14 protein-coding genes are annotated in these 24751 nt (G+C 50.2%); all 14 read left to right on the top strand.

Annotated elements, in window-relative coordinates:
* Nucleotides 1–3: 3 nt before the first annotated feature.
* Nucleotides 4–372, top strand: a complete 369-nt coding sequence (locus ACR0QT_RS03825; RefSeq protein WP_432629566.1) for a PrgI family protein — start codon at nt 4–6, stop codon at nt 370–372.
* Nucleotides 308–2764 (top strand): VirB4-like conjugal transfer ATPase, CD1110 family, encoded by a 2457-nt coding sequence (locus ACR0QT_RS03830; RefSeq protein WP_432629567.1) that lies wholly within the window; start codon nt 308–310, stop codon nt 2762–2764. Before ACR0QT_RS03825 ends, ACR0QT_RS03830 begins: the two co-directional genes overlap by 65 nt.
* Entirely contained in the window at nt 2761–3081 is a 321-nt protein-coding gene (locus ACR0QT_RS03835) for a hypothetical protein (protein WP_432629568.1), read from the top strand. Before ACR0QT_RS03830 ends, ACR0QT_RS03835 begins: the two co-directional genes overlap by 4 nt.
* A 19-nt stretch (nt 3082–3100) precedes the next feature.
* Nucleotides 3101–5080: a CD1108 family mobile element protein gene (locus tag ACR0QT_RS03840; RefSeq protein WP_432629569.1), complete on the top strand. Its 1980-nt coding sequence runs from the start codon at nt 3101–3103 to the stop codon at nt 5078–5080.
* A 10-nt stretch (nt 5081–5090) separates the two neighbouring features.
* Complete coding sequence (locus ACR0QT_RS03845; RefSeq protein ID WP_432629570.1) at nt 5091–5363, top strand: DUF4315 family protein; 273 nt, start codon at nt 5091–5093, stop codon at nt 5361–5363.
* A complete protein-coding gene (locus ACR0QT_RS03850) occupies nt 5356–6006 on the top strand; it encodes a DUF4366 domain-containing protein (protein ID WP_432629571.1) in 651 nt (216 codons plus the stop codon). Before ACR0QT_RS03845 ends, ACR0QT_RS03850 begins: the two co-directional genes overlap by 8 nt.
* A gap of 68 nt (nt 6007–6074) precedes the next feature.
* Nucleotides 6075–8123: a DNA topoisomerase gene (locus ACR0QT_RS03855; protein WP_432629572.1), complete on the top strand. Its 2049-nt coding sequence runs from the start codon at nt 6075–6077 to the stop codon at nt 8121–8123.
* Between the two features lie 12 nt (nt 8124–8135).
* Nucleotides 8136–17465, top strand: a complete 9330-nt coding sequence (locus ACR0QT_RS03860) for a DEAD/DEAH box helicase family protein (RefSeq protein ID WP_432629573.1) — start codon at nt 8136–8138, stop codon at nt 17463–17465.
* A gap of 62 nt (nt 17466–17527) precedes the next feature.
* The gene (locus ACR0QT_RS03865) at nt 17528–17989 is read left to right on the top strand and encodes an XF1762 family protein (protein WP_432629574.1); all 462 of its coding nucleotides are present in this window, start codon (nt 17528–17530) and stop codon (nt 17987–17989) included.
* The gene (locus ACR0QT_RS03870; protein ID WP_432629575.1) at nt 17979–22016 is read left to right on the top strand and encodes a DUF3849 domain-containing protein; all 4038 of its coding nucleotides are present in this window, start codon (nt 17979–17981) and stop codon (nt 22014–22016) included. The genes ACR0QT_RS03865 and ACR0QT_RS03870 overlap by 11 nt, the downstream gene beginning before the upstream one ends.
* A complete protein-coding gene (locus ACR0QT_RS03875; protein ID WP_432629576.1) occupies nt 22013–22252 on the top strand; it encodes a transposon-transfer assisting family protein in 240 nt (79 codons plus the stop codon). The genes ACR0QT_RS03870 and ACR0QT_RS03875 overlap by 4 nt, the downstream gene beginning before the upstream one ends.
* Nucleotide 22253: 1 nt before the next feature.
* Entirely contained in the window at nt 22254–23057 is an 804-nt protein-coding gene (locus tag ACR0QT_RS03880) for a YodL domain-containing protein (protein ID WP_432629577.1), read from the top strand.
* 156 nt (nt 23058–23213) lie between these two features.
* Nucleotides 23214–23852 carry a DUF6088 family protein gene (locus tag ACR0QT_RS03885; RefSeq protein ID WP_432629578.1) on the top strand — a complete coding sequence of 213 codons (639 nt, stop codon included), beginning with the start codon at nt 23214–23216 and terminating at the stop codon, nt 23850–23852.
* 28 nt (nt 23853–23880) lie between these two features.
* A complete protein-coding gene (locus ACR0QT_RS03890; RefSeq protein WP_432629579.1) occupies nt 23881–24747 on the top strand; it encodes a nucleotidyl transferase AbiEii/AbiGii toxin family protein in 867 nt (288 codons plus the stop codon).
* The last annotated feature ends 4 nt before the right edge of the window (nt 24748–24751 follow it).

The raw sequence follows: 24751 nt of genomic DNA on the forward strand, positions 1-24751 counted from the left end.
TCAATGGCCTATGTAACGATCCCCAAAGACCTTTCCAAAGTAAAAAACAAGGTCTTTCTGAACCTGACGAAACGCCAGCTTGTGTGTATGGGTTTCGCGGCGAGCATCGGCGTTCCGTTCTATTTCCTCATGCGCGGTACGCTGGGAACCAGCAATGCAGCGGCAGGTATGGTGCTTCTGATGCTGCCGGAATTTTTCTTTGCACTGTACGAGAAAAACGGGATGCACCTTGAAACCATCCTGACGAACTTTATCAGCGTCCGATTCAAACGTCCTGCGGTACGCCGCTATGAGATTGAAAATCTGTATGACCGGGAACTGGAAACAGCAGCACCGATCCAGCGGAAAGGAGGCTTTATTGGTAAAAAATGAACCGAAGAAGAAACTGCCGTTCGGCGACTTCTTCCAGAAGTTCTTTCGGAAATCCGAAAAGAACCAGAAAGAACAGCGGCTGACCGTGCAGCGTTCCATTCCGTATCTGGAAATGGGGCGCGACGGCATCTGCCGGGTGGAGGAACATCTGTATTCCAAAACTGTCCGATTCTACGACATTAACTATCAGCTTGCCCAGAACGAGGACAAAAACACCATCTTTGAAAGCTGGTGCGATTTTCTCAATTATTTCGATTCCAGTATACGCTTCCAACTCTCGTTTATCAACCACAAAAGTGACATGAGCGAGTACAACAGGGTCATCCAGATCGAGCCGCAGCACGACCGGTTTGATGATGTGCGCATGGAATATGCGCAGATGTTGAAACAGCAGCTTGCCAAGGGCAATAACGGTCTGGTTCGGACGAAGTACATCACGTTCAGCATCGAAGCAAAGAGTGTCCGGGAAGCAAAGCCCCGGTTAGAGCGTATCGAAACCGATATTCTCAACAATTTTAAGGTGCTGGGAGTGAAAGCCTATCCGCTGAACGGTGTAGAACGGCTTCAGATCATGTACGAAACCTTTCATCAGGAGGAACAGCAGAAGTTCGATTTTAGCTATGACCGCATTTTGCAGAGCGGCATGACGACCAAAGATTTCATTGCCCCGACCAGTTTTCTGTTCAAGAGCGGCAAGGACTTTATGATGGGCGACACCTACGGTGCTGCATCCTATCTGAACATCCTTGCCCCGGAACTGACGGATAAGGTGTTGGCTGAATTTCTGGACATGGACAAGAATCTGATAGTCAGTATCCATGTAAGATCGGTAGACCAGCTGAAAGCAATCAAGCTCATTAAGAGCAAAATTACCGACCTTGATCGTATGACCATTGAGGAACAGAAGAAAGCTGTGAGGTCTGGCTATGATATGGAAATTATTCCGAGTGACCTTGCAACTTATGGCGGCGAGGCCAAAAAGATTCTGGATGATCTGCAAAGCCGTAATGAGCGTATGTTCCTTGTTACGGTACTTTTCCTCAATACGGCCAAGACCAAACAGGAGTTGGATAGTGCTGTGTTTCAGACTGCTGGTATCGCTCAGAAGTTCAACTGCACTCTGAACCGTCTGGATTATTTGCAGGAGCAGGGCCTTATGAGCAGCCTGCCGCTGGCAAATAATCTCGTTCCCATTAAGCGCGCACTGACGACCACTTCCACCGCAATTTTCGTCCCGTTTACGACACAGGAGCTTTTTATGGAGGGCGATTCCCTCTATTACGGCTTAAACGCGGTGTCCAACAACATGATTATGGCAGACCGCAAGCAGCTGAAAAATCCCAACGGCTTGATTTTGGGTACACCCGGCAGCGGTAAAAGTTTCTCGGCAAAGCGTGAAATTACCAATGTGTTCTTCACCACAACGGACGATATTATCGTCGCAGACCCGGAAGGCGAGTATTATCCGCTGGTGGAAGCGTTGGGCGGTCAAGTCATCCATATCTCGTCCACCAGTAAGGACTACATCAACCCGATGGACATTAACCTCAATTACGCGGACGATGATAACCCGCTGGGCATGAAATCGGACTTTATTCTTTCCTTGTGCGAACTTATCATGGGCGCACGGGATGGCATGGAGCCGGAAGAAAAATCGGTCATTGACCGCTGCCTGCCGCTGGTCTACCAGAAGTATCTGAACGACCCGAAGCCAGAAAATATGCCTACGCTTGGTGATCTGTACGACTGTCTGCGGGAGCAGAAAGAGCGGCAGGCGCAGCGTATCGCCACGGCGTTGGAAATTTACGTCAATGGTTCGCTGCGAGTATTCAACCATCAGACGAACGTGGAACTGGATAATCGCATCATCTGTTTCGACATTAAGGAACTGGGCAAGCAGCTTAAAAAGCTGGGTATGCTTATTGTTCAGGATCAGGTCTGGAACCGTGTCACCATCAACCGCAGCGGCAAAAAGAACACACGGTACTACATAGACGAATTCCACCTCCTGCTGAAAGAGGAACAGACCGCAGCATACAGCGTGGAAATCTGGAAGCGGTTCCGAAAATGGGGCGGCATCCCCACGGGCATCACCCAGAACATCAAGGATTTGTTGGCCAGCCGGGAAATCGAAAATATCTTCGAGAACAGCGATTTTATTTATATGCTTAACCAAGCATCCGGCGACCGACAAATCCTTGCAAAGCAGCTTAACATTTCGCCGTTCCAGCTGTCGTATGTGACGAACAGCAACGAGGGTGAGGGACTGCTGTTCTACGGCAACACGATTATTCCGTTCAAGGATAAATTTGATACTTCGCTGAAATTGTACAGCTTAATGACCACGAAGCCCGGAGAAATGGGAAAATACAAGGAGAAAAGAGAAGCATGAAAACACCGAACATTTTTGACCGACTGAGCCGTAAGATTCATCATCATTCTGACATGGAGCCGCACGAAAGTGATTCCGGCCCGCCTTTTGCCGAGGTGGAGCCGCTCAACTTCCACGATGAAGAATCGGTGGTGCATACGGTGCTGGAGGATTTTTACGCCGTTGGTACACTGGCCGATGAACTGACTGCCGGCTTTCACATGGAAGCCCACGGTTATCTTGACCGTGAGGAAGTGAACACCCGTCTGATCGCCTTTGCCCGGAAGCTGGAACAGGTGCTTGATAAGTGGGAAACCCACGCAGCCCTAATCGCATGACGGTTCCAGCTGGAAGGAGGTGATTTCCATAGCAGACAAAAAGTTTCGGGGCAGAGATAAAATTGTCCAGAAAATGACCAAAGATGGTCTGGCGGATGAAAACCTCCGCACCGGGGAACAGAAGTCCGCAACCGCAGAAGAAAAGCCAGAGCAGGAAGATTCGGCAAAAGAAACTGCGGAAAAGGAAACAGACGAAGAACCTATCGTGGAAGAAGAACTGTGCATGGATGCCGAGGACGGGGAGGAGGATGCACCCCGGTATCACAGCACCGCCAAGCAGAGCGCAGACTATTATAAAGCCCATCAGGAGGAGGGTAAGCCAAAGAATGCGCCTGCGGAACCTGATGCAGAGCCGTCGCCCACAAAGAAAGGCCGACTTTCTTTTGAGGATGAAAAAGGCGGTATTGTCCGTGGCATGGGGATGGGCGTTAAGAAGGTGGCCAAGAAAGGAGTGGACACCGCCACCGGGTTTGCCCATCAGAAAGTACATCAGGTAGAAAAAGACAATTCCGGCGTGGAAGCTGCCCATAAGTCGGAAGAAGCCGCCGAACGCCTGCACCATTTTGTCAAAGGCAGAAAAAAGCCCAAAGAAAAATCTGCCAGAGCGGAGAAGAAAGTCAGCGATGAACAGAAATCCAGCCGCCTGAAATTCTCCGAAAATGAGGGCGGCACGGCAGAAAATGCGGCAGAACTGCCGGTGAAAAAGAAGCAGCCCCAGCCACCACCGACTGCCGCAGGGGGTGAAGCAAAAACAGTCGGTGCGAAGTTTTACCAGAAAAAGCAGTATAAGGATGCTTATGCAGCTGCCAAGCGCGGCCAGAAAGCCGGAACTGCTGCCAGCAAGCAGGCGGCAGCGGCTACCAACACCATTACGGAGAAAGCGAAAGCAGCGGTGCAGGAGATCGTTGTGCAGAACAAAACCCTGTGGGTCGGTATTGGTGTGGGTATCCTGCTTGTGATGGTAATGCTGGGAGCCTTTTCAAGCTGCGGTGCAGCAATTCAGGGGACAGGCAGTACCTTTGTGGGAACGACCTACCCCAGCAAGGATGCCGACATGAAAGGCGCGGAAGAAGATTATCTGGAACTGGAAAAAGAACTGGATAAGCAGATCAGACAGATGGAATCCACCCATCCGGGCTATGATGAATACCGCTATCAGCTTGACGAAATAGGGCATGACCCGTATCAGCTTATTTCCCATCTGACTGCGGTTTATGAGGAGTTCACCAGAGGACAGGTCAAGCCTGTTATCAAAGAACTGTTCAAGCAGCAGTATCTCCTGAAAGTGTGGGAAACCATTGAGATTCGTACACGAACTGTGACTTCCGTTGACCCGTTTACGGGAGAACTGACGCAGACAACGGAAGAATATGAGTACAAAATTCTCAATGTCCTGCTGAAAAATAAAGGCTTTGACACCATCGCACGGCAGAACATGAACCAGAAGCAGACGGGACGATACGATGCCTATAACCTGACCTACGGCAACCGCCCCGAACTGTTCGGCGCAGGTTCTCCGACTTACAGCGGCGGCACAACGGGCAGTATCGGCACGGGCGGCGGTGCTGGTGGCTCCGGCGGTGGTTTCAAGTACGATATTCCATCGGAAGCCCTTTCGGATGAAAAGTTTGCGAGGATGATAAAGGAAGCCGAAAAGTACCTTGGTATGCCGTATGTGTGGGGCGGCAGTTCCCCAAGCACCAGTTTTGACTGCTCCGGCTTCGTATGCTGGGTCATCAATAACTGCGGCAATGGATGGAGCGTTGGGCGCACAACGGCCAACGGCCTGCGCGGAAAATGCAGCTATGTTTCGCCTGCGGATGCGCAGCCCGGTGACCTGATCTTCTTCGAGAAAACCTATAACACCGTTGGTGCGTCGCACGTTGGTATCTATGTTGGCGATGGCATGATGATCCACTGTGGCGACCCCATTTCCTATACCAGTATCAATTCGACCTACTGGCAGAGCCACTTCTTAGGCTTTGGCCGCATTAACTGAAGGAGGGCCGATGGGCAAAAAATTACAGAAATATCTGGATGAAGCTGAAAAGACCGAACAGCAGATCGCGGAACTGGAGGAACGGCTGAAAACCATCCGGGCAGCACAGAAAAAGGAAGAGGACAGCGAGATCATTCGTGCCATCCGCAGCACCAAGATGGGCGGGCGCGAACTGCTGGCTCTGCTGGACAACATTCAGGCAGGCAACGTGAAATTCATAACTGCTGTAAACAACGCTTCGGAAGAAGCAGAAACGGAGGAAGTTCTTGAAAAAGATGCTTAAACGGCTGGGAGTTGTTATTCCCAGCACAATTCTGACCCTGCTGATGGCGGTGGGCTTTTCCACTCCGGCCTTCGCCTATGTGGATGCCACTGAAGTTACGGAGGAACCTGTACAGGTGGTTGAGGAAACCGAGCCGACAGAGGAAGAAAAGATTCCGTTTACCATCGTGGGCAATGGCGAGGTGGAGGATAACATCACAGATGATTCCAGTAAAGAGTTCTTCACTGTCAAGACCAAGGGCGGCAATACGTTCTTTCTGGTGATTGACCGGGCGCGGAACAGTGAGAACGTCTATATGCTCTCCATGATCGACGAGTACGATTTGCAGGAGTTTCTGGACGATGAAGAACGGAACGGCAAGCAGGAAGAAGAAACACCTGCGGTAGTGCTGCCCGAAACCAAACCAGAACCTACCCCGGATGTGGAAGTCGAAGAAGCAAAAGAGGAATCGGGCGGCGGCAAGAATAAGATTCTGCTGCTGGTATTCGTGGCTGCGCTGGGCGGTGCAGGTGCTTTCTTCTACTTCTACATTTATAAGCCGAAGCCGAAAGAAGAAACGCCGCGGAGTGAAAATTTGGAAACCGACCAGAGCCTTGCGACTGTGAACGAGGATAATCAGTCCGACAACGAAAATGATACATAAGAAACCGTAACATAAGGATGCAGGGGTAGTCGAAAGGCTATCCCTGCTTTTTTAAAAAGGAGAAAAAGTTGAAATATCTGGTGATTGCAGAAAAGCCGAGTGTATCAAAATCCATTGCAAAAGTGATCGGTGCGTATCGGCAGGAGGACGGGTACCTGGAGGGTGGGGATTGCGTGGTAAGCTGGTGTCTGGGGCATCTGGCAGAGTATGCAGCCCCGGAACACTACGATGAACGCTATGAGAACTGGCGTTTTGAAGATTTGCCGATTCTCCCTACTGAGTGGAAACTGCTGGTACATAACACCAAGAAGCCGCAGTTCAATGTTCTGCGCAAACTGCTCCGCAGCAAGAAATTTGATTATGTGGTGAACGCCTGCGACGCAGGGCGTGAGGGTGAAGCGATTTTCCGCCGTGTGTATGCCCTTGCCGGAAGCAAACTCCCCATCAAGCGGCTGTGGATCAGCAGCATGGAAGATACAGCCATCCAGCAGGGCTTTGAAAATCTGAAAGATGGCGCGGCGTATGATAATCTGTTTGCAGCGTCTGAGTGCAGAGCAAAAGCGGACTGGCTGATTGGCATGAACGGAACCCGCGCATTTACGAAAAAATACGGCAGAAAGCAGACCATTGGCCGGGTGCAGACCCCGACACTGGCAATGCTGACCGAACGGCAGGCCGAAATCCAGAACTTCGTAAAAGAACCCTATTACAAAGTGGAACTGTCCGGCGCGGGTGTCGTGGCGGTATCGGAACAGATGACGCAGGAGCAGGATGCCGATACCATGCGGGTCGCTTGTGATGGCCAGTGCGCGGTGGTCGGCGGCATTGAGCGCAAGAAGGTAGAAAAGAAGCCACCGAAGCTGTATGACCTGACGACCTTGCAGCGAGAAGCAAACCGCTACTACGGTCTGACCGCCAGCCAGACTTTGCAGGCTGTACAGGAATTGTACGAAGAAAAGCTGGTGACATATCCCAGAACAGACAGCCAGTTTGTGACCGAGGATATGCGCAAGACAGTGGAATCTCTGGTGCTGGCCTTGGATGGCACGGCGGCAGACGTAAGCTGCGTTATCAACAACAGCAAAGTCATAGACCACCATGCAATTTTGCCGACCATGCAGGGTGCAAAGTGTGATAAAGAAAAGCTGTCCGAAATCAAGCAGAAGATTCTTTCCCTTGTCGCATGGAAGCTGCTGCAGGCTGTACAGCCGCCGTTCATCTATGAGGACGTTCTTGTGACGGTATGCTGCCAGGGCAAGAACTTTATGGCAAAATATAAGAACATCCTGCAGCCCGGATACATGGCAAAGCCTGTTCCGTTTGTAGAGCTGGAAAAGGATAAAGATGTACCTCTCCCGAAAAAGATGGAGCAGGGAATGGTTCTTCCTGTGGTACGGGCAGAGAAAAAGCAGGGCTTTACTTCGCCGCCGAAAGTCTACACCGAAGATACCTTGCTATCCGCAACGGAAACCGCAGGCAACAAAGAATTTGAAAAGGACACGGAAAAGAAAGGGCTGGGAACTCCTGCAACGCGCGCCGCAATTCTGGAAAAGCTGGTATCCTCCGGCTATGTGCAGCGCAAAGGAAAGCAGATGATTCCAACGGAGGACGGTGTGGCCGCGATCCACAATATCCCGGACTACCTGAAATCTGCCAGCATGACAGCCGAGTGGGAAAATGACCTGCTGCGGATGGAGCGCGGCGAGATCAAACCCCATGATTTTATGCAGGGCATCCACGGATTGCTCGACAAGATGCTGGCCGATTTGCGGCAGATTCCTACTGTTGCGGCGGCTCCCTATTATAATAAGGTAGGCGTGGGAAGCTGCCCGGTCTGCGGAAACCCTGTGCATGAGAGTAAACTCAGCTTTTGTTGTGCAGACCGCAGCTGCAAATTTGCTCTCTGGAAAGAAAGCAGATACTTGTCCAATATGAGAAAGACGATGGACAAGAAGATGGCAGCCGACCTTTTGAAGAAAGGCCGCACCCATGTGAAAGACTTTTATTCTGCGAAAAAAGATAAGACATTCGCCGCCGACCTTGTGATGCGCGTCGAGGATGGCCGCGCACAGTACAGTCTGGAATTTCCGAAAACGCCGATGAAAAAGAAAACGTAAAGGGGGAACACCTTGTCAAAAGTCAATGATATTCGTGAACTTGCGCAGAAAAATGCGCAGTACGTCAGCAATTCCCCACGGGATTGGATGGGCTATCTGGATGTAGCGGCACGGCTATACCGCTACTCGTTCAGTGATACGCTGCTGATCCATGCACAGCGGCCCGATGCAACTGCCTGTGCAGAAATGAAACTGTGGAACGGAAAAATGAATCGCTGGGTCAATCGTGGTGCAAAGGGCATCGCCCTGATCGACGACACCGGGCCGAGAATCGGACTGCGGTATGTGTTCGACATTTCGGACACCCACCTTGTCGATGGCGGCAGAACGCCGCTGCTATGGAATCTGAATAGCCACGAACATGAGCAGGAGATTTTAGACCATCTGGCAGATACCTACGGCCTGTCGCAGACGGACAGCATGAACGCCGCCCTGATGGAACTGGCACAGCAGTTGACCGCCGACAATCTGGACGAAGCGATGGATGGTCTGGCCTATGAGGTGGCAGACACATTTCTGGAAGAACTGGACGAAGATAACATCCGTGTCCGTTTCCGGGAACTGATGGTAAACAGTATCTTCTATACGCTTTCCCGTCGCTGTGGGCAGGAGCCTATGGATGTGCTGGATGATGATGACTTTATCCGCATCGTGGATTTCAATAAGCTGCCTGTGCTGTCGTTCCTTGGTAATGCGGTTTCCGAACAGTGCGAAGCCGTTCTTTTTGATATTGGCCGCGAGATGCGGAAAATTTATCAGAAAGAAATCACGCAGCAGCTTGAAAAATCTGTTCACAGCTTGTATAATACCAATACGGACTTTAGCACATTAAAGCACGAAACAAAAGAAACCACGACCAAAGGAGGACAAGAAAATGGAGTTGACGTATCATCGCAAGGGAGATTACCTGTTCCCGAATCTGGCCGTGAAGGACGAGCCGCAGACCATCGGGAAGTACGGGATGCTGCGCAGAACGTACCTGAAAGAGAACTGCAAGAACTGGTATCAGAGTATGCTGATGAGCGGCAAACTGAATCAGCACTTGGCGCAGATCGAGGAAGCAGCGGAGAGCCGGATGGAAGTCCTGCTGGACAGCCTGAACGAGAAGTATCCGGCTCCGAGCAAGGAAAAAGACCCGCTGGCATGGGCAGCGCACCAGAACAGCCTGACGGAGATGGCCGAGGAGATCGTGCTGAAGGAATTGGTGTACAATTAACCGAATCGACAACTGAACAGGATTTGAGCGAAGCAGAGGAAGAAATTGCCTCTGCTTTTTCTTTTCCCAATCTGCCCACTGTGGAACAGCAGATCCGCGCCATTGAAGCACCAATTCAGGCGCGGTATGCAGACGAGATTGCGCTTGATTCCGAAGTGGTAGATGAAATCTTGCGCACGGGCAGCAACCGCAGCAAGGGCCAGTTGCGTCTGATTTATAATTTCATGGTCGAGAAAACCCCGGAAGAATACACGGAGTTCGTGAAAAACGAATACGGTACGGGCGGCAAAGGCTTTGAAATTGATGATGCCAAGTATGCAGTCTGGTTCGATGATCTGGGTCTGCGCATTGCGGCAGGCGACACGGCCAAGGGCGGCACGATTGCCAATGCGTTTTTGTCATGGGAGGATGTGAGCAATTGCATCCACGAACTGCTCCGGCAGGGTGAGTATGCACCGCAGGCGGTTCTGGATGCTGCACGGCAAAATGCTTTGCAGGAACACGCGCAAACATTGGCTTATATGGAACGCGATTTAGCCGATGGCGTTGCAGAAGCAGTATTTGAAAATACGGAAATTTTCAAGGGCGGTTTCCCGGCAGTGACGGACAGACTGGCGGGCTTGCTGGATGATACGAGCTTTCTGGCTGACCTCAATGATAGATTGTCTGCACTGGGAGAAGCCTACGCCGAAGATAAAGACCTGATGCGGATGCACTTTTATAAGCCGGATAAAGTGGCGGCTCTGTTCCAGCAGTTTGCAAAGCCTTATCAGAATTACTCGGCGCGGGATGGCTTTCACTGGAATGAGTATAAAAGGTTCATCACGGAAGATGAAATCAATGCGTATTTCGCACAGGGCAGTAATTATTCGGATGGTCGGCTGGCAATCTATTCATTCTTCCTGAACCACGAGGACAAGAAAGAACAGGCTGACTTCCTGAAAGACCACTACGGAATCGGTGGCAGCAGCCATGCACTTTGCAGAGCAGATGATTCTCACGAAGATCACGATGGCAGGGGCATTTCGCTGGAACGTGGCACATACGGAAACCCGTATGCTAAGGTGCATTTGAACTGGAATCAGGCGGCAGGACGGATAGACCAGCTTATCCGAGACAGCGAATATCTGAAACCTGCGGACTACTCCCGAATGCCTGTCTATGAACGGGAACGGATGGCAATGCGGGTGATGAGTTTTTATCATCATCTGCCGAACGAGATAGAACGGCCTTATCCGCAAGACCTCTATCACGAAGAAGGCCGAAAAGCTCTGGTTGAAAAGCTGGCAGACCCCGAACAGGCGGCTGAACTGCTGGAGCAAATGGACAATGCGCTGCTGTCCGTGCCGATGGATTCCGAAGAATATGAGAGCAAAGCAGAAGCACTCTCTATCCTGCACCAGTATGTCGAGGGAACATACACGATTTTCCCGGAAAAGAAGCAGGCTGTTGAGATTGCGGCTCCTGAACACAGGCAGATGTCCATGTTTGACTTCATGGAGCAGAAGCCGCAATCGAAAGAGCAGTCAACCGCCACAGCGGTTGAGGAACCCCAAAAGGCAAAAGTCGTTGCGCGGTATCAGTCAACGATAATGATGCAGGAGGGATATATCGAGGATATTGCGATTCTGCAATATCCAGATGGCAAGTTTTATAACCATTACAACTATGACGAAGAAAAGGGTACGGGTACGGCAGAAACAGGGCCGTTTAATAGTCTGAATGATGCAAAAGCTGTCATTAGTCAAACGAGGGAAGATGCAAAAGCAGTAGAATCATTTGAAAATCAGCCCAAGCAAATGTACAGCAGAGAAAATGGTAGCTTTCTGTATCTGGAAAAGAATCATCTGTACCGTATTGAGCGTTCCAATGCCTATGACGTTTATCTGAAAGATATGGAAAATCCTGCTGTGGCAGGCAGGGTTATTTCCGTGCAATCTTATGATGAAACGCTGGCGAAGAATCCGCTGAACGATTTTCTGAAACTGGATGCCGACCACGCGCAGAAAGACAGCCGCAGCATCTATAAAGAATGTCTGTACACGCTGCTGGAAAAGGTAGAGCGCAGCGAAATCTATCCACTGCTGCGTGACCGCGATACCGCCGAGGAAGAAGCGGAGAATCTGATCCGCGAGAAAATCGAGGATTTGTTTGCTTCCGGCGAGGTGGAAAATGCCGTTTACTCCGAAGCCATCGACACATGGGCGCACTTCGGAGAGTGGATTCAGGAAGATATTTTCCAGCGCACCTATCAGGATGTTATCACGGACAGACGGGATGCCGTTGCACTGTATCAGGATAGCATGGACGCACCGCAGTGGGTGCGTGGCGTTATGGTTCCGTATGCAGCGGTAGAAAAGACCTTTGAGCCGACCTTACAGCCCATGCCGCTGGATGCTGCCAACGAGTATAACGCACTGAAAGAGCGTTACCCGGATGCACTGGTCGGCTATGAGCAGTACGGAAACTTTGAGTTTTACGGCGAAGATGCAAAGCGCGTTTCCGAACTTCTTGGCAGTAAGCTGATGGAAAAGGAAACCGCACTCGGCAAAGTTGAAGTGGCTGGTTTCCCGCGTGAACAGTGGGTTTCACAGGCAATGCAACTCTGGAAGCAGGGGGAGAGCGTCTATCTGTCCGGCCAGCAGGAAGATGGAACCCATGCGCAGACAAAGTATTTCCGCAGAGAGGAATATCTGCCAGTCAATACAATCGTTGAACTGGACGATAGAGAGTTCCGCGTGGATTCGGTCAACTTTGAGCAGGGAACGGTCAGCTTGCAGGACATGACCCTTGCGAAAGAAGCCCAGTATCCGATTTTCCGAACGGAACCGCTGGAGTACATTCGGCATCTATATGAACAGGCCGACGTACCGATGGAAGAAGCGGTTGAAATCACAGTCTTTACTGCTCTGCACAATGCAGGTGTGGCCTACGAGGATTTCTCCCCGGAGCAGATGGATGTGATCTATTCGGTGGCAGAATCGGGCGGTGAGTTGGAAGATTTGCTCAATCCTGACTTTCCGCCGGAACAGATGCAGCTGATCGCAGATGTGCAGAATCGAACGGATGCCATCAGCCGTGCAGCGGCAGAGGAAGCCCTTGAACCGCTGACGCAGCAGCCTATGACTCCGGCAGAGGTCAATCACGCACGGCGGCAGCACAATCTTCCGCTGGATAGTGGTGCGGCAGAACCACCTGCGCAGCCCAAACAGGAGCCTATTAACTTCCACATCACGGACAATGACCTCGGCGCAGGAGGGCCGAAAACAAAGTATAAAGCGAATGTGGAAGCCATTCGGATACTGAAAACGCTGGATGCAGAGCAGCGGCAGGCAACCGCAGAAGAACAGGAGATTCTTTCCCGGTATGTGGGCTGGGGCGGTATTCCGCAGGTGTTCGATGATAAAAATGCAGATTGGTCGAAAGAATACGCCGAACTGCAATCCCTGCTTACAGCAGACGAGTACAAAGAAGCCCGTGCCAGTACGCTAAATGCGTTCTACACTTCGCCTACGGTCATCAAGGCGATGTATGAAGCACTGGACAAGATGGGATTGTCCAAAGGCAACGTACTGGAACCGTCCTGCGGTGTCGGCAACTTTATGGGACTTGTGCCGGACAGTATGGAGAAAATTCGGATGTATGGCGTGGAACTGGACAGCATTTCGGGCCGTATTGCACAGCAGTTGTACCAGAAAAACAAGATTGCCGTGCAGGGCTTTGAAACGATGCAGTTCCCGGACAGCTTTTTCGACTGCGTTGTGGGCAACGTACCGTTCGGCAATTATAAGGTGCCGGACAAGCGGTATGACCGCCACAATTTCCTGATTCACGATTACTTTATTGCAAAAAGTCTTGACCTTGTGCGTCCGGGCGGCGTGGTGGCGGTGGTAACGTCCAGTGGAACACTGGACAAGAAAGATTCCTCTGTCCGTGAATATCTTGCCAACCGTGCCGATTTGGTCGGTGCGATTCGTCTACCGAACAATGCGTTTCAGCGCAATGCCAACACGAGCGTGGTCGCGGATATTTTGTTCCTGCAAAAGCGTGACCGTGCAGCGGTCGAGAGGGCAGACTGGGTAGACCTTGGCGAAACACCGGAGGGCTATTCCATCAACCAGTATTTTGCGCAGCATCCCGAAATGGTGCTGGGCGAGATCACTACGGAAAGTACCCAGTACGGCAAGCAGGAAACCACGGTTAAGGCCATCGAGGGCGCAGACCTTGCCCAGCAGTTGAAAGAAGCGGTCCGCAGCATCCATGCCACCATCACGGAGCCGGAAATCTCCGATGATGAACTAGACGTGCAGGAAGAACCGATTCCGGCAGACCCCAGCGTAAAAAATTTCAGCTTCACGAATGTGGATGGGCAGATTTATTATCGCGAAAATTCCTTTATGAACAAGGTGGAACTGCCTGCTGTGACCGCAGAGCGTGTGCTGGGAATGATTGCCCTGCGCGAAACCACACGGAAGCTGCTGGATTGTCAGCTGCATGATGGTTCGGATGCAGAAGTGCAGCTTTTGCAGAATGACCTGCTGAAACAGTACAAAGCGTTCACAGCGCAGTACGGTCTTATCAACAGCACCGCCAACAAGCGGGCGTTCCGGCAGGACAGCAGCTATTGTCTGCTGGCATCGCTGGAAATTCTGGACGAAGAAAAGAACCTCAAACGGCTGGCTGACATTTTTACAAAGCGCACCATCCGTAAGCCAGAACCCGTCACCTCGGTGGACACGCCCAGTGAAGCCTTGGCACTCTCCATCGGAGAGAGAGCAAAGGTAGATGTGCCGTTCATGGCGCAGCTTTGCGGAAAGTTAGAGCAGGAAGTCACGGATGAACTGGCAGGCGCAATTTTCCGAAACCCTGTGACACAGCAGTGGGAAACTTCGGATGAATACCTTTCCGGCAACGTCCGTGAAAAGCTGGCAACGGCAGAAACCTTTGCGGCAAACCATGCAGAGTATCAGATCAATGTGGACTACCTCAAACGGGTGCAGCCCAAGGATTTGGACGCTTCGGAAATCGAGGTGCGGCTGGGTGCAAACTGGGTAAAGCCGGAGTACATCACGCAGTTTATGAAGGAAGTGTTCAAGACACCGAATTACTACGCGGGCATCGACATTAAGGCAACTTATTCTGAAATTTCCGGTGCATGGAACATTTCCGGCAAGTCGCTGGATCGCGGAAATCCCCTTGTCACCAACACTTACGGAACGATGCGGGTCAATGCCTATAAGCTGCTGGAAGATGCGCTGAACCTCCGGGATACCAAAATCTACGATACGATTCACGATGCGGATGGCGACCACCGTGTGCTGAACAAGCAGGAAACCATGCTTGCGCAGCAGGCACAGGAATCCATTCGGGAAGCGTTCAAGCAGTGGATTTTCAAGGATTTAGACCGACGCGAGGATTTGTGTGCGACCTATAACCGAATTTTCAATGCGATTCGTCCGCGTGAGTACGATGGCAGTCATATCCGCTTTGAGGGTATGACCCCGGAAATTTCCCTGATGCCGCACCAGAAAAATGCGGTGGCGCACATCCTATACGGCAACAATACACTGCTGGCGCATTGTGTGGGCGCAGGCAAAACTTTCCAGATGATCGCTGCCGGTATGGAAAGCCGCAGACTGGGCTTGTCGCAGAAGAACCTCTATGTGGTTCCGAACCACCTCACAGAGCAGTGGGGCGCAGACTTCCTGCGGCTCTATCCCAATGCCAATGTGCTGGTGGCAACGAAAAAAGATTTTGAACCCAGCAACCGTAAGCAGTTCTGCTCCCGTATTGCAACAGGTGATTACGATGCCATCGTGATCGGACACTCCCAGTTTGAGCGAGTGCCGCTTTCCCCTGAACGGCAGAAAGCCATTATCGAGCGTCAGATTGATGACATTACGCTGGCCTTGGCAGATGCCCGGAGTGAGGACAGCCGCAGTTTTACGGTCAAACAGATGGAAAAAACGAAGAAAACGCTGGAAGCAAAGCTGCAAAAGCTGAATGACCAGGCGAGAAAGGATGATGTGGTAACATTTGAGGAACTGGGTGTTGACCGTCTGTTTGTGGACGAGTCACATTTCTATAAAAATATGTTCCTCTACACAAAAATGCGCAACATCGCAGGTATTGCCCAGACCGATGCGCAGAAGTCCAGCGATATGTTTGCAAAGTGCCAGTATTTGGACGAACTGACAGGCGGTAAGGGCGTGACATTTGCAACGGGAACCCCGGTCAGCAATTCGATGGTGGAATTGTACACCATTATGCGGTATCTCCAGTATGATACCTTGCAGAAGATGGGGCTGAGCCACTTCGACGATTGGGCAGCATCCTTTGGCGAAACCGTTACAGCAATCGAACTTTCGCCGGAGGGTACGGGCTACCGTGCGAAAACACGTTTTGCCCGGTTCTTTAATCTGCCGGAACTGATTTCTCTATTCAAGGAATCGGCAGATGTGCAGACAGCAGATATGCTGAACCTGCCTGTGCCGGAAGCAGAGTACATCAATGAAGTGCTGAAACCAAGCGAAACACAGGAAGAAATGGTGAGTTCCTTTGCAGACCGCGCCGAGGCCGTGCGCAAAGGAAATGTGAATCCCAGATTCGATAATATGCTCAAAATTACCAACGATGGCCGAAAATTGGCACTCGACCAGCGGCTTATCAATGATATGCTGCCGGACGAGCCGGAAAGCAAGGTCAATCGCTGTGTGGACAATGCGTTTAAGGTCTGGGAAGAATCTGCGCCGGATAAGGGAACACAGTTGATTTTCTGCGACCTGTCTACCCCAAAAGCAGATGGCACATTTAACGTGTACGATGATGTTCGGGAAAAGCTGGTGGCAAAAGGCGTTCCCCGTGAAGAAGTGGCGTTCATCCACGAGTACAACACCGAAACGAAAAAGGCAGACTTGTTTGCAAAGGTACGCGCCGGACAGGTGCGTATCCTGATGGGGTCTACGCCGAAACTTGGCGCAGGAACCAATATTCAGGATCGGCTGATTGCGCTGCATCATCTGGACTGCCCGTGGAAGCCCTCTGACTTGGAGCAGCAGGAGGGCCGTATTCTCCGTCAGGGAAACCGAAACAAAAAGGTGAAAATTTTCCGTTATGTCACTGAAAATACATTTGATTCGTATATGTGGCAAATTCTGGAAAATAAGCAGAAATTCATCAGCCAGATTATGACCTCTAAATCTCCTGTCCGCGCCTGTGATGATGTGGACGATACCGCGCTGTCGTATGCCGAAATCAAGGCATTGGCAACGGGCAATCCCTACATCAAGGAAAAGATGGACTTGGATATTCAGGTCAGCAAACTGAAACTGCTGAAAGCCAACCACACCAGCCAGATTTACAGCCTTGAATCGGATATTGCACGCCGTTATCCGCGAGAAATCACAGCGGCACAGAGTCAGATTGAAGCTCTGAAAACTGACATGGAAGCGGCAAAACCACTTTTGGCGCAGGATAAAGAACACTTCACTATGGAAATCAGCGGCAAGGTGTACACCGAACGCAAGGAAGCAGGTGCGGCCATCATCGAGGCTTGCAAGGCTCTGAAAGCGGCTGGCACCGAAGGAAGGATCGGCAGATACGGCGCGTTTGAACTGCACTCCCGGTTTGACAACTTCGATAAAGTGTACCGCCTGTCCATCAAGGGCGCATGGAACTACTCAATGGAAGTCGGCAAAGATGCGCAGGGTAACATCCTGCGTGTTACCAATGCGCTGGCAGGCATCGAAAGAGCATTGCCGCAGGTGGAGCGCAGACTGGAAACCTTAGAACAGCAGTTGGAACAGGCAAAGAAAGAAGCAAAACGACCCTTTGTGCAGGAAGATGAACTGGCAGAAAAATCTGCACGTCTAGCAGAACTGAACACCCTGCTCAATATGGACGAAAAGGGCAGCGAAGATGCGCTGGGCGTGGACGAGGATGCAGCCGAAACGGAAGTGGCAGATAGACCACGCCAGCCTGTGAACTATGCAGGCCGCGTTGCAGAACGCAGCGCAGACAGTGTGCGGAAACCCTCTGTACTGGCACAGCTTCATGCAAAGCAGGCAGAGCGCACCGCAGAACCGCAGAAACCTCAGAAGCGGAAAAATCACGATATGGAACTGTAAATAGGATAACCCCGTTAGCTCTCTGCAAGGAATCTAACGGGGCATTTTGAAAAGGAGGGCATTTGCTGACATTAACACCGATCAATTTGAAAACGGCAAACGCATTTGTGCAGCAGTATCATCGCCACCACAAGCCGACACGAGGACATAAATTCTCCATCGGAGTATCGGATAATGGCGCATTGGTGGGCGTTGCTATCTGCGGCAGACCCGTGGCACGGCGGCTGGATGATGGCTACACGCTGGAAATTAACCGTCTGTGTACGGACGGAACGCCAAACGCCTGCAGCATCCTATATGCGGCGGCGTACCGTGCGGCACGGGCAATGGGCTACAACAAAGTTATCACCTACATTCTGGACACAGAAAATGGCAGTTCCTTGAAAGCTGCCGGATATATTTGTGAGGGCAGAGCCGGAGGATTGGAATGGAACGGTGCAAAAGCACCGAAACAGACCGACCAATACCCGCACCAGATGAAAACGCGATGGGTCAAGAAGAAGGAGGGTTTGCATGGCAGTTGACCGCAAACAGCAGATGAAAGAAATCACGGAACGGCTGGAGCAGGGCGTAAAGGACATTTTTACATCGGAAATGTACACGACGTACCTGCGCACGATGGCAAAATTCCACAATTACAGTTTCAACAATACGCTGCTGATCGCTATGCAGCGGCCTGATGCCACACTGGTGGCGGGATTTCAGGCATGGAAGAACAAGTTCAACCGCTACGTCAAAAAAGGCGAAAAGGGTATTCAGATCATTGCTCCGGCTCCCATCAGGGAAGTAGAGGAACGCGAGAAAATCGACAAGGATACGGGGCTGGCGGTGTTGAATGAAAACGGTGAGCCTGAAATGGAGCGTGTGGAGTATGTAATTCCGCACTTCCGAGTGACAACGGTTTTTGATGTTTCACAGACCGATGGTGAACCGCTCCCGGAACTGGAAGTGAATGAATTGACCGCCAGCGTTAAGGACTACACGCAGCTTACGGCGGCAATCGAGCAGGTATCGCCTGTGCCGATTCGGTTTACTGAAATCGAAGGGGAAGCCAAGGGGTATTACAGTGATGCAGACAAAGAAATCTGCATCCAGACAGGCATGGGTGAGAGCCAGACCGTCAAGACGATGATCCACGAAGTCGCTCATGCGATGCTGCATAACAGCGATTTGATGAAGCTGCGCGGTGAAGAAAAAGACAGACTCACGAAAGAAACTGAAGCCGAAAGCATCGCCTTTACGGTCTGCTCGGCTCTGGGCATTGATACGTCCGACTATTCTTTCCCGTATGTGGCAAGCTGGGCCAGTGGAAAAGAGTTGAAGGAACTGAAAGATTCGATGGATACGATTCGATTGACTGCTGCCGATTTTCTGGAAAAGCTGGAGGCGGCGGTGGCAGAAAGGAGTGCGGAGCGTATGACTGCGATGCAGTATGCGGAAAAGCTGATTGCCGATAAAGAACAGGAAAAAACGATTTTCGATGATGAGCAGCGAAATCTCATCGTGAACTTTGCTTTCAAACTGGATGATCGGGCAGAAACGGAAGAACTGGTGAACGGCTTGGCGGCTGTACTGGCCGAGGATGATAAGGAAGAAGCCAACCGCCTGATGTACGATGCGCAGGAGAAAATTGAAAATCTCCCGGATGGGATGATCGGCCTTGCAGAAATGCACGACTATGGCTATCTGAAAGATGATGTGCTGCCGCTGACGAAAGAGGGCGCACGGGAATGGCATCGGCTGGGTGAGAGGATTTATCCGCTGTTCCGTAATGGAACAGCAGGTGATTATGTAAGCCAAGAGGGAATCGAGCGGCACGATGGAATTTTCGGCATCAAGGCAGACGCATGGGATGCGATTCTGTTGGAACAACGGGAAGATTATGCAGAGGACGAGTATGCGCGCCCAGATTTTAAGCTGACAGTAATAAACCGTGAACAGGCCCTCCGACTGTATGACGAGGGCAAACAAATTTATCTCGTCCGCATTAGCCCTTGGCCGATTCTTGTCACGGCACGAGAGGAAATCGAACGCGGAAGTGATACCTTCCAAATTGCAATAGCAGATTTGGAACAGGAGCGGAACATGGCAGAACAGGAAGATGCCCTGCTGCACAGCAGCGAAAAGCAGTTCGGTATTTATCAAATCACTGCTCGTGACCCGGAACACGACTACCGCTTCATGGGGCTGGATTTTGTGCAGAAGAAAGGCATGACGGTTGCCCGCGCAGATTATAACTTGGTTTATACCGCGCCGCTCACAGATAAAGATACATTGGACGGAATCTATGAACGATTCAATATCCAGCGTCCGGCAGACTTTACGGGACATTCGCTGTCGGTCAGCGACGTGGTGGTACTCAATAATGGCAGTACGGTCAAAGCCTACTATGTAGACAGCATCGGATTTGCAGAACTGCCGGAATTTTTCAATGAAAGGAATATGGATTTGCAGAAAGAAACTCTCTTAAATAAAGAATTGCAGGAAATCGAAATCTTTGATAAGCCGGGTCTTTTCAGCAATGGCCGACTGCGGGATGAAGATGTGCCGGAGGGATTATATCGCTATGATCTGCGCGGCTCGGACTACGACCCCGGCCAGCCTGTCACGGTAGAGAAAACTGTGGTGGTGAACCATGCGGCATCTGTTCTGATGGCCGAAGAACTTGACCTTGGCGCAGATGAGCGGCTGGAACTTGGCGAGGATGGACTGAATTTCACAGGTGCAGAACTGACCGTGCGGGAGTTCATGGGGGAACAGAAGCAGAAAAACAATGGACTGATTCACGGCGATTCCTACCATATCACGGTTGAAGGCCATATCGGTACATGGTACGCCATTGATGAAACGGAAATCGGCGGCGAGAAGTTCTTCCTGCTGGAGCATGAGGAACACGGCGATATGGCGGCCTGCGTTGCAGTCAATGAGCAGGGCAAGCTGGTAGCAGAGGATTTGTGGAATGGCTTCGACGATGGTTTTCTGGACGCGGTAAAAGAGTATCTTTCTGAAAAATGGAATATGCCGAACAAGGATGATGTGGTATCGGAAATCATTGAAAAGGCTGTGCCTGTGCCAGATAACAGCGCACAAGACTATTCCGATGTTCCCGTCTACTATGAGCCGTTCTCCTATGCGCAGGAACATGGTGAAGTGGATTTGTACCGCACTTCCTATCGGATGAACAGCGAGTGCAAGCAGGCAATCCATGAAGTGATTGCAGACAATTATGATGGGATGCACCTTGGGGACGATGCAGTGAATCAGGTCGTGCGGCAGTACGGTATGGAGCGCGTGGGCTACATTCTGGCGAATACCCTGCACCACAAAAGTTATGATGGCCGCTTTTCTGCCAGCAATAAGGAATGGGCAGAACAGGTCAGCACCCCGGAACATAACGCAAGAATGATTGAGTTTCGCACGGATTGGGTGGTTGACAGCCACCCGGCTGTGCTGGATGGCTTTGTGACGATGTTCAGGGAAGAACTGGAAGCGCAGAAAAAACGGGAACAGGAGCAGCCTTTTGTAAAGCAGTTCTATGTAGTCGAAAATTTGCAGACCGCGCCTTTGATAATTGAGCGATTCGGAAATCTCGACGATGCAATGTCACAGTATCAGGCACTTCCCAGCCATTACATGAAAGCCTTGGGCGTAGAGAAAAATCCTGATCCTCTGCCGGGTTCGCTGGATATATTACAGTGCAGGAACGGCATTGACACCATCGTGGAGGACTACAAAACGGTTCCGGGCTGGGATAACCCGTATATTCAGAATCACGTTGTCCAGCCGTTACAGGGGGCTTTGGCTGTGCAGGATGTGGAACTGGCCTACAAACTGCTGGATGCCTATTTCCATATTCAGACCTGTGAAGATGGCTTTGACTATACCTTATATAATAAGGACTTCACAGAACGTGATGGCGGTGTCCTTGAAACGGATGGGGATAAATCTGTGCAGGAGGCTATGACGGAACTGCTTGCAGAGTTTGGATGCGATGCAGCAGAGGGTCGGGTCATGGACGCGGAAGAACTGCGGGAACAAGCCGACACGGTGGCTGAACAGCAGGCAGAGGTTTTGAAAGAAAAGCTCGCCGCAGAAAGACCTGCGCCGGAGGAAACGCTCAGTTTTTATGTTGCGGAGTGTTTGGAGTTTACGTTTGCGGGAGAGTTCCACGACCATCTGACGATGGAGGAAGCCTTGGAAATCTACGATAAGATTCCGTCTGAACGGATGAACGCCGACAAGTGCATTGGATTCTGCATCGAGGAAGATGGTGGCTTTGTTGGGATGTATGAGTTGGTCGTGAACGATAAAGTGCAGCGCGAGAACATCAATTCCATCAACTATTTCAGGGATGATAAGCTGGTGCAGCAGGCTATTTCCGATATGGAAAAGCTGATGGCGGCACGGCAGCGGAGCAAGGAGCAGGAACGCAGCAGTACGAAAAAGTCTGTTCTGGATGCCCTGCATAGTCTGAAAGTGAAGAAGCAGGAGCAGCCTGCACAGGAACAGGACAAGCCGAAGGAAGCAAAAAAGAAAGGGATGGAATTATGAGCAATGTGCGTTTTGATGAACTGGAACTGATGCTGATGGCGATGTTTGAGCAGTCGACACTCAAAAATACGATTCAGGTGTTGACGGAAGTTCAGCCGCTTGTGGCAGAAGATGCGGAAATGTCTGCGCTGGTTCAACAGACTATTCCGAAGATGCAGCAGTTGAATGAGCAGCAGTTCAAGGGGCTGGAACTGGAATGGCATAGGCCGGAGGAGCCGGAAAAGGAGAAAATGTAAAATGATAAACCAGTATAGAGTTTTCCAAATCAAAGAGGTGCATCATCAGCATTGGGCAAAATCCTATGCACAGCAGGTAGAGGACGGCTTTCTGATTCATCATCAGAATTACCAGAGTGCATATAAAGGAAAGCCTGCACCCAGCGATACACCGATGACAGCCCGGAAGAGGCTGGAAGAAAAGCGACCGAACACATTTGTTGGACGCCCGTTTGGTGTCGGTGATGTAATCGTATGGGATGAAGAAAAGGGTCGGAAGTTTTTCTACGTTGATAAAGAAGAACTGGTAGAGTTCGGTGGCTTTATGGATGCTGATGCAGCCGGAAATACTGTCGTCTACATGGTTCCCAATTATCAAATTGATGGAAAGACAGGAACGTGGCTTCCGTATGACAGTGAAGTTGTCGAGGGCGTTTGCTTCTTTATGATGCGTAACGAGCAGCGCAAAGATGCCGTTTCTCCAATCGTGGTAGATGGAAAAGGCGTATTTGTAACGGATGCTCCAAATGGCTTTGAAAATGTTCGTGCGGTTCTTGCGGAATATGTTCATCGTGCTGAAAAAAAGCAGCAGGATATGACCGAACATGAGAAATGCTTGACGAATGGAACGTATGAACGTGCGCGGGAATCCGGCACAGAGCAGAATTACGACATGATAGATGGTTGCGTGAATAATGTGCCGAAAAAGCCACGGCGCATTGGTGACAGATGGTCGGTGCTGGATCGATTGCATATTAAGCAGGCAGAGCGGAAACAGAAAGAGCAGACCCAGCAACAACAGCAGGAGCGAAGTCGTAAAAACTAAAAATTCGTTATGACGCGGAGTGGTGGTTCCTATAACAAGGAACTGCCACTCTTTTTTTGTGTGGAAAACACAGATGTCTTGATATTTTTGAAAATCACGAGTATAATAATAACAGGACAGAAAATAAAAAACACGAAACTGTGAATGGAGGGCAGTATGGAAACATTATATGAGTATCTTCTAAAAAACTACAAACCGAATGAGCCAATTTTCCTTGCTGATCTTCAAATCGAAGGCATGAGCCGCGCAAACCTTCGACAGCAGATAAAAAAACTCACCGATGCTGGAAAGGTTAAGCGGTTTGACAATGGAGTTTACTTTTTGCCGAAAAAAACGATTTTCAAATCAGGGTCACAGCTTCCACCAGAAAAAGTGTTGGAATGTAAATATCTAAGAGATAAGGATAAGCGATGCGGCTATGTGAGTGGTTTGATGTTCTTTAACCAAATGGGGCTAACGACACAGGTTCCGATGCTGTATGAAGTCGTATCTAATAAGGCAACGAATGAATACAGGGAAACATCTCTGGCAAAGTCGCGGGTGATTGTTCGTAAGCCGAAAGTGCCAGTGACAGAATCTAATTACAAGGTACTACAATTTCTTGATTTGATGAAAGATGTGGACGTATATTCCGAGGTTACAGGAAAGCCGTTGCAGGAACGCTTATATCAATATATGAGCGATGCAAGGTTGAGTCTTTCGGAGATGGAACCATATTTTTCTTATTACCCGGATAAGCTGTACAAAAATCTGGTAGAAACGAGGGTGATTTATAATGGCATACTTGCACAGTGATAGAGAACAATTCCGGGATGCGATTGACTTGGCCTATGAACAGACGGGCGTTATGGTGCAGGCAATCGAAAAAGATTATTATGTTACTATGCTGTTACGGCTTTTGGCGCAGAAGATGCCGTATATCGTTTTTAAGGGTGGCACATCACTGAGCAAATGCCATAAAGTGATTCGCCGCTTTTCTGAGGATATTGATATTACGATTGATACATTGCTGTCACAAGGACAGAAGAAAAAGATAAAGCAGGCAATCGTGGATTCGGCGGAAGAACTTGGAATGACGATTGAAAATCTGGATGAAACCAGAAGCCGCCGTGACTATAACCGCTATGTGATCGCATACGATTCAGTCATTCCGATGGCAAGCGATGCGCTGAAAGCGGCGGTTTTATTGGAAACGTCTTATACGGCAGTATCCTTTCCAACTGTTTTATTGCCTGTTCATAGCTACATTGGCGACATGATGGGGCAGGAAGCCCCAGATGTGATTGAAGAATATAATCTAAATCCGTTTGAAATGAAAGTACAGGGAATTGACCGAACACTGGCGGACAAGGTTTTTGCAATTTGCGATTATTACTTGCAAGGAAAAGTTGCAAAACATTCTCGCCACCTCTATGATATTTATAAGCTGCTGCCGCTTGTGCCGCAGGATGAAAATTTTAGAGAATTGGTAAAAGAGGTACGGGCAGTTCGCGCACAATCGGTCATTTGTCCATCTGCATTGCCGGACGCCAATGTTCCAGAATTACTTGAAAAAATCATAAAGGAAAAAGCGTATAAGCAGGACTATGATAGCCTGACAACACAGCTATTGGAAGAAAACGTGCCGTATGATACGGTGGTAGCTGCATTGAAGAAAGTTGCAGAAAGCAGCCTTTTTGAAAATAACTGAAAAA

Source organism: Brotaphodocola sp. (assembly GCF_050873365.1).
Classification (GTDB): domain Bacteria; phylum Bacillota; class Clostridia; order Lachnospirales; family Lachnospiraceae; genus Brotaphodocola.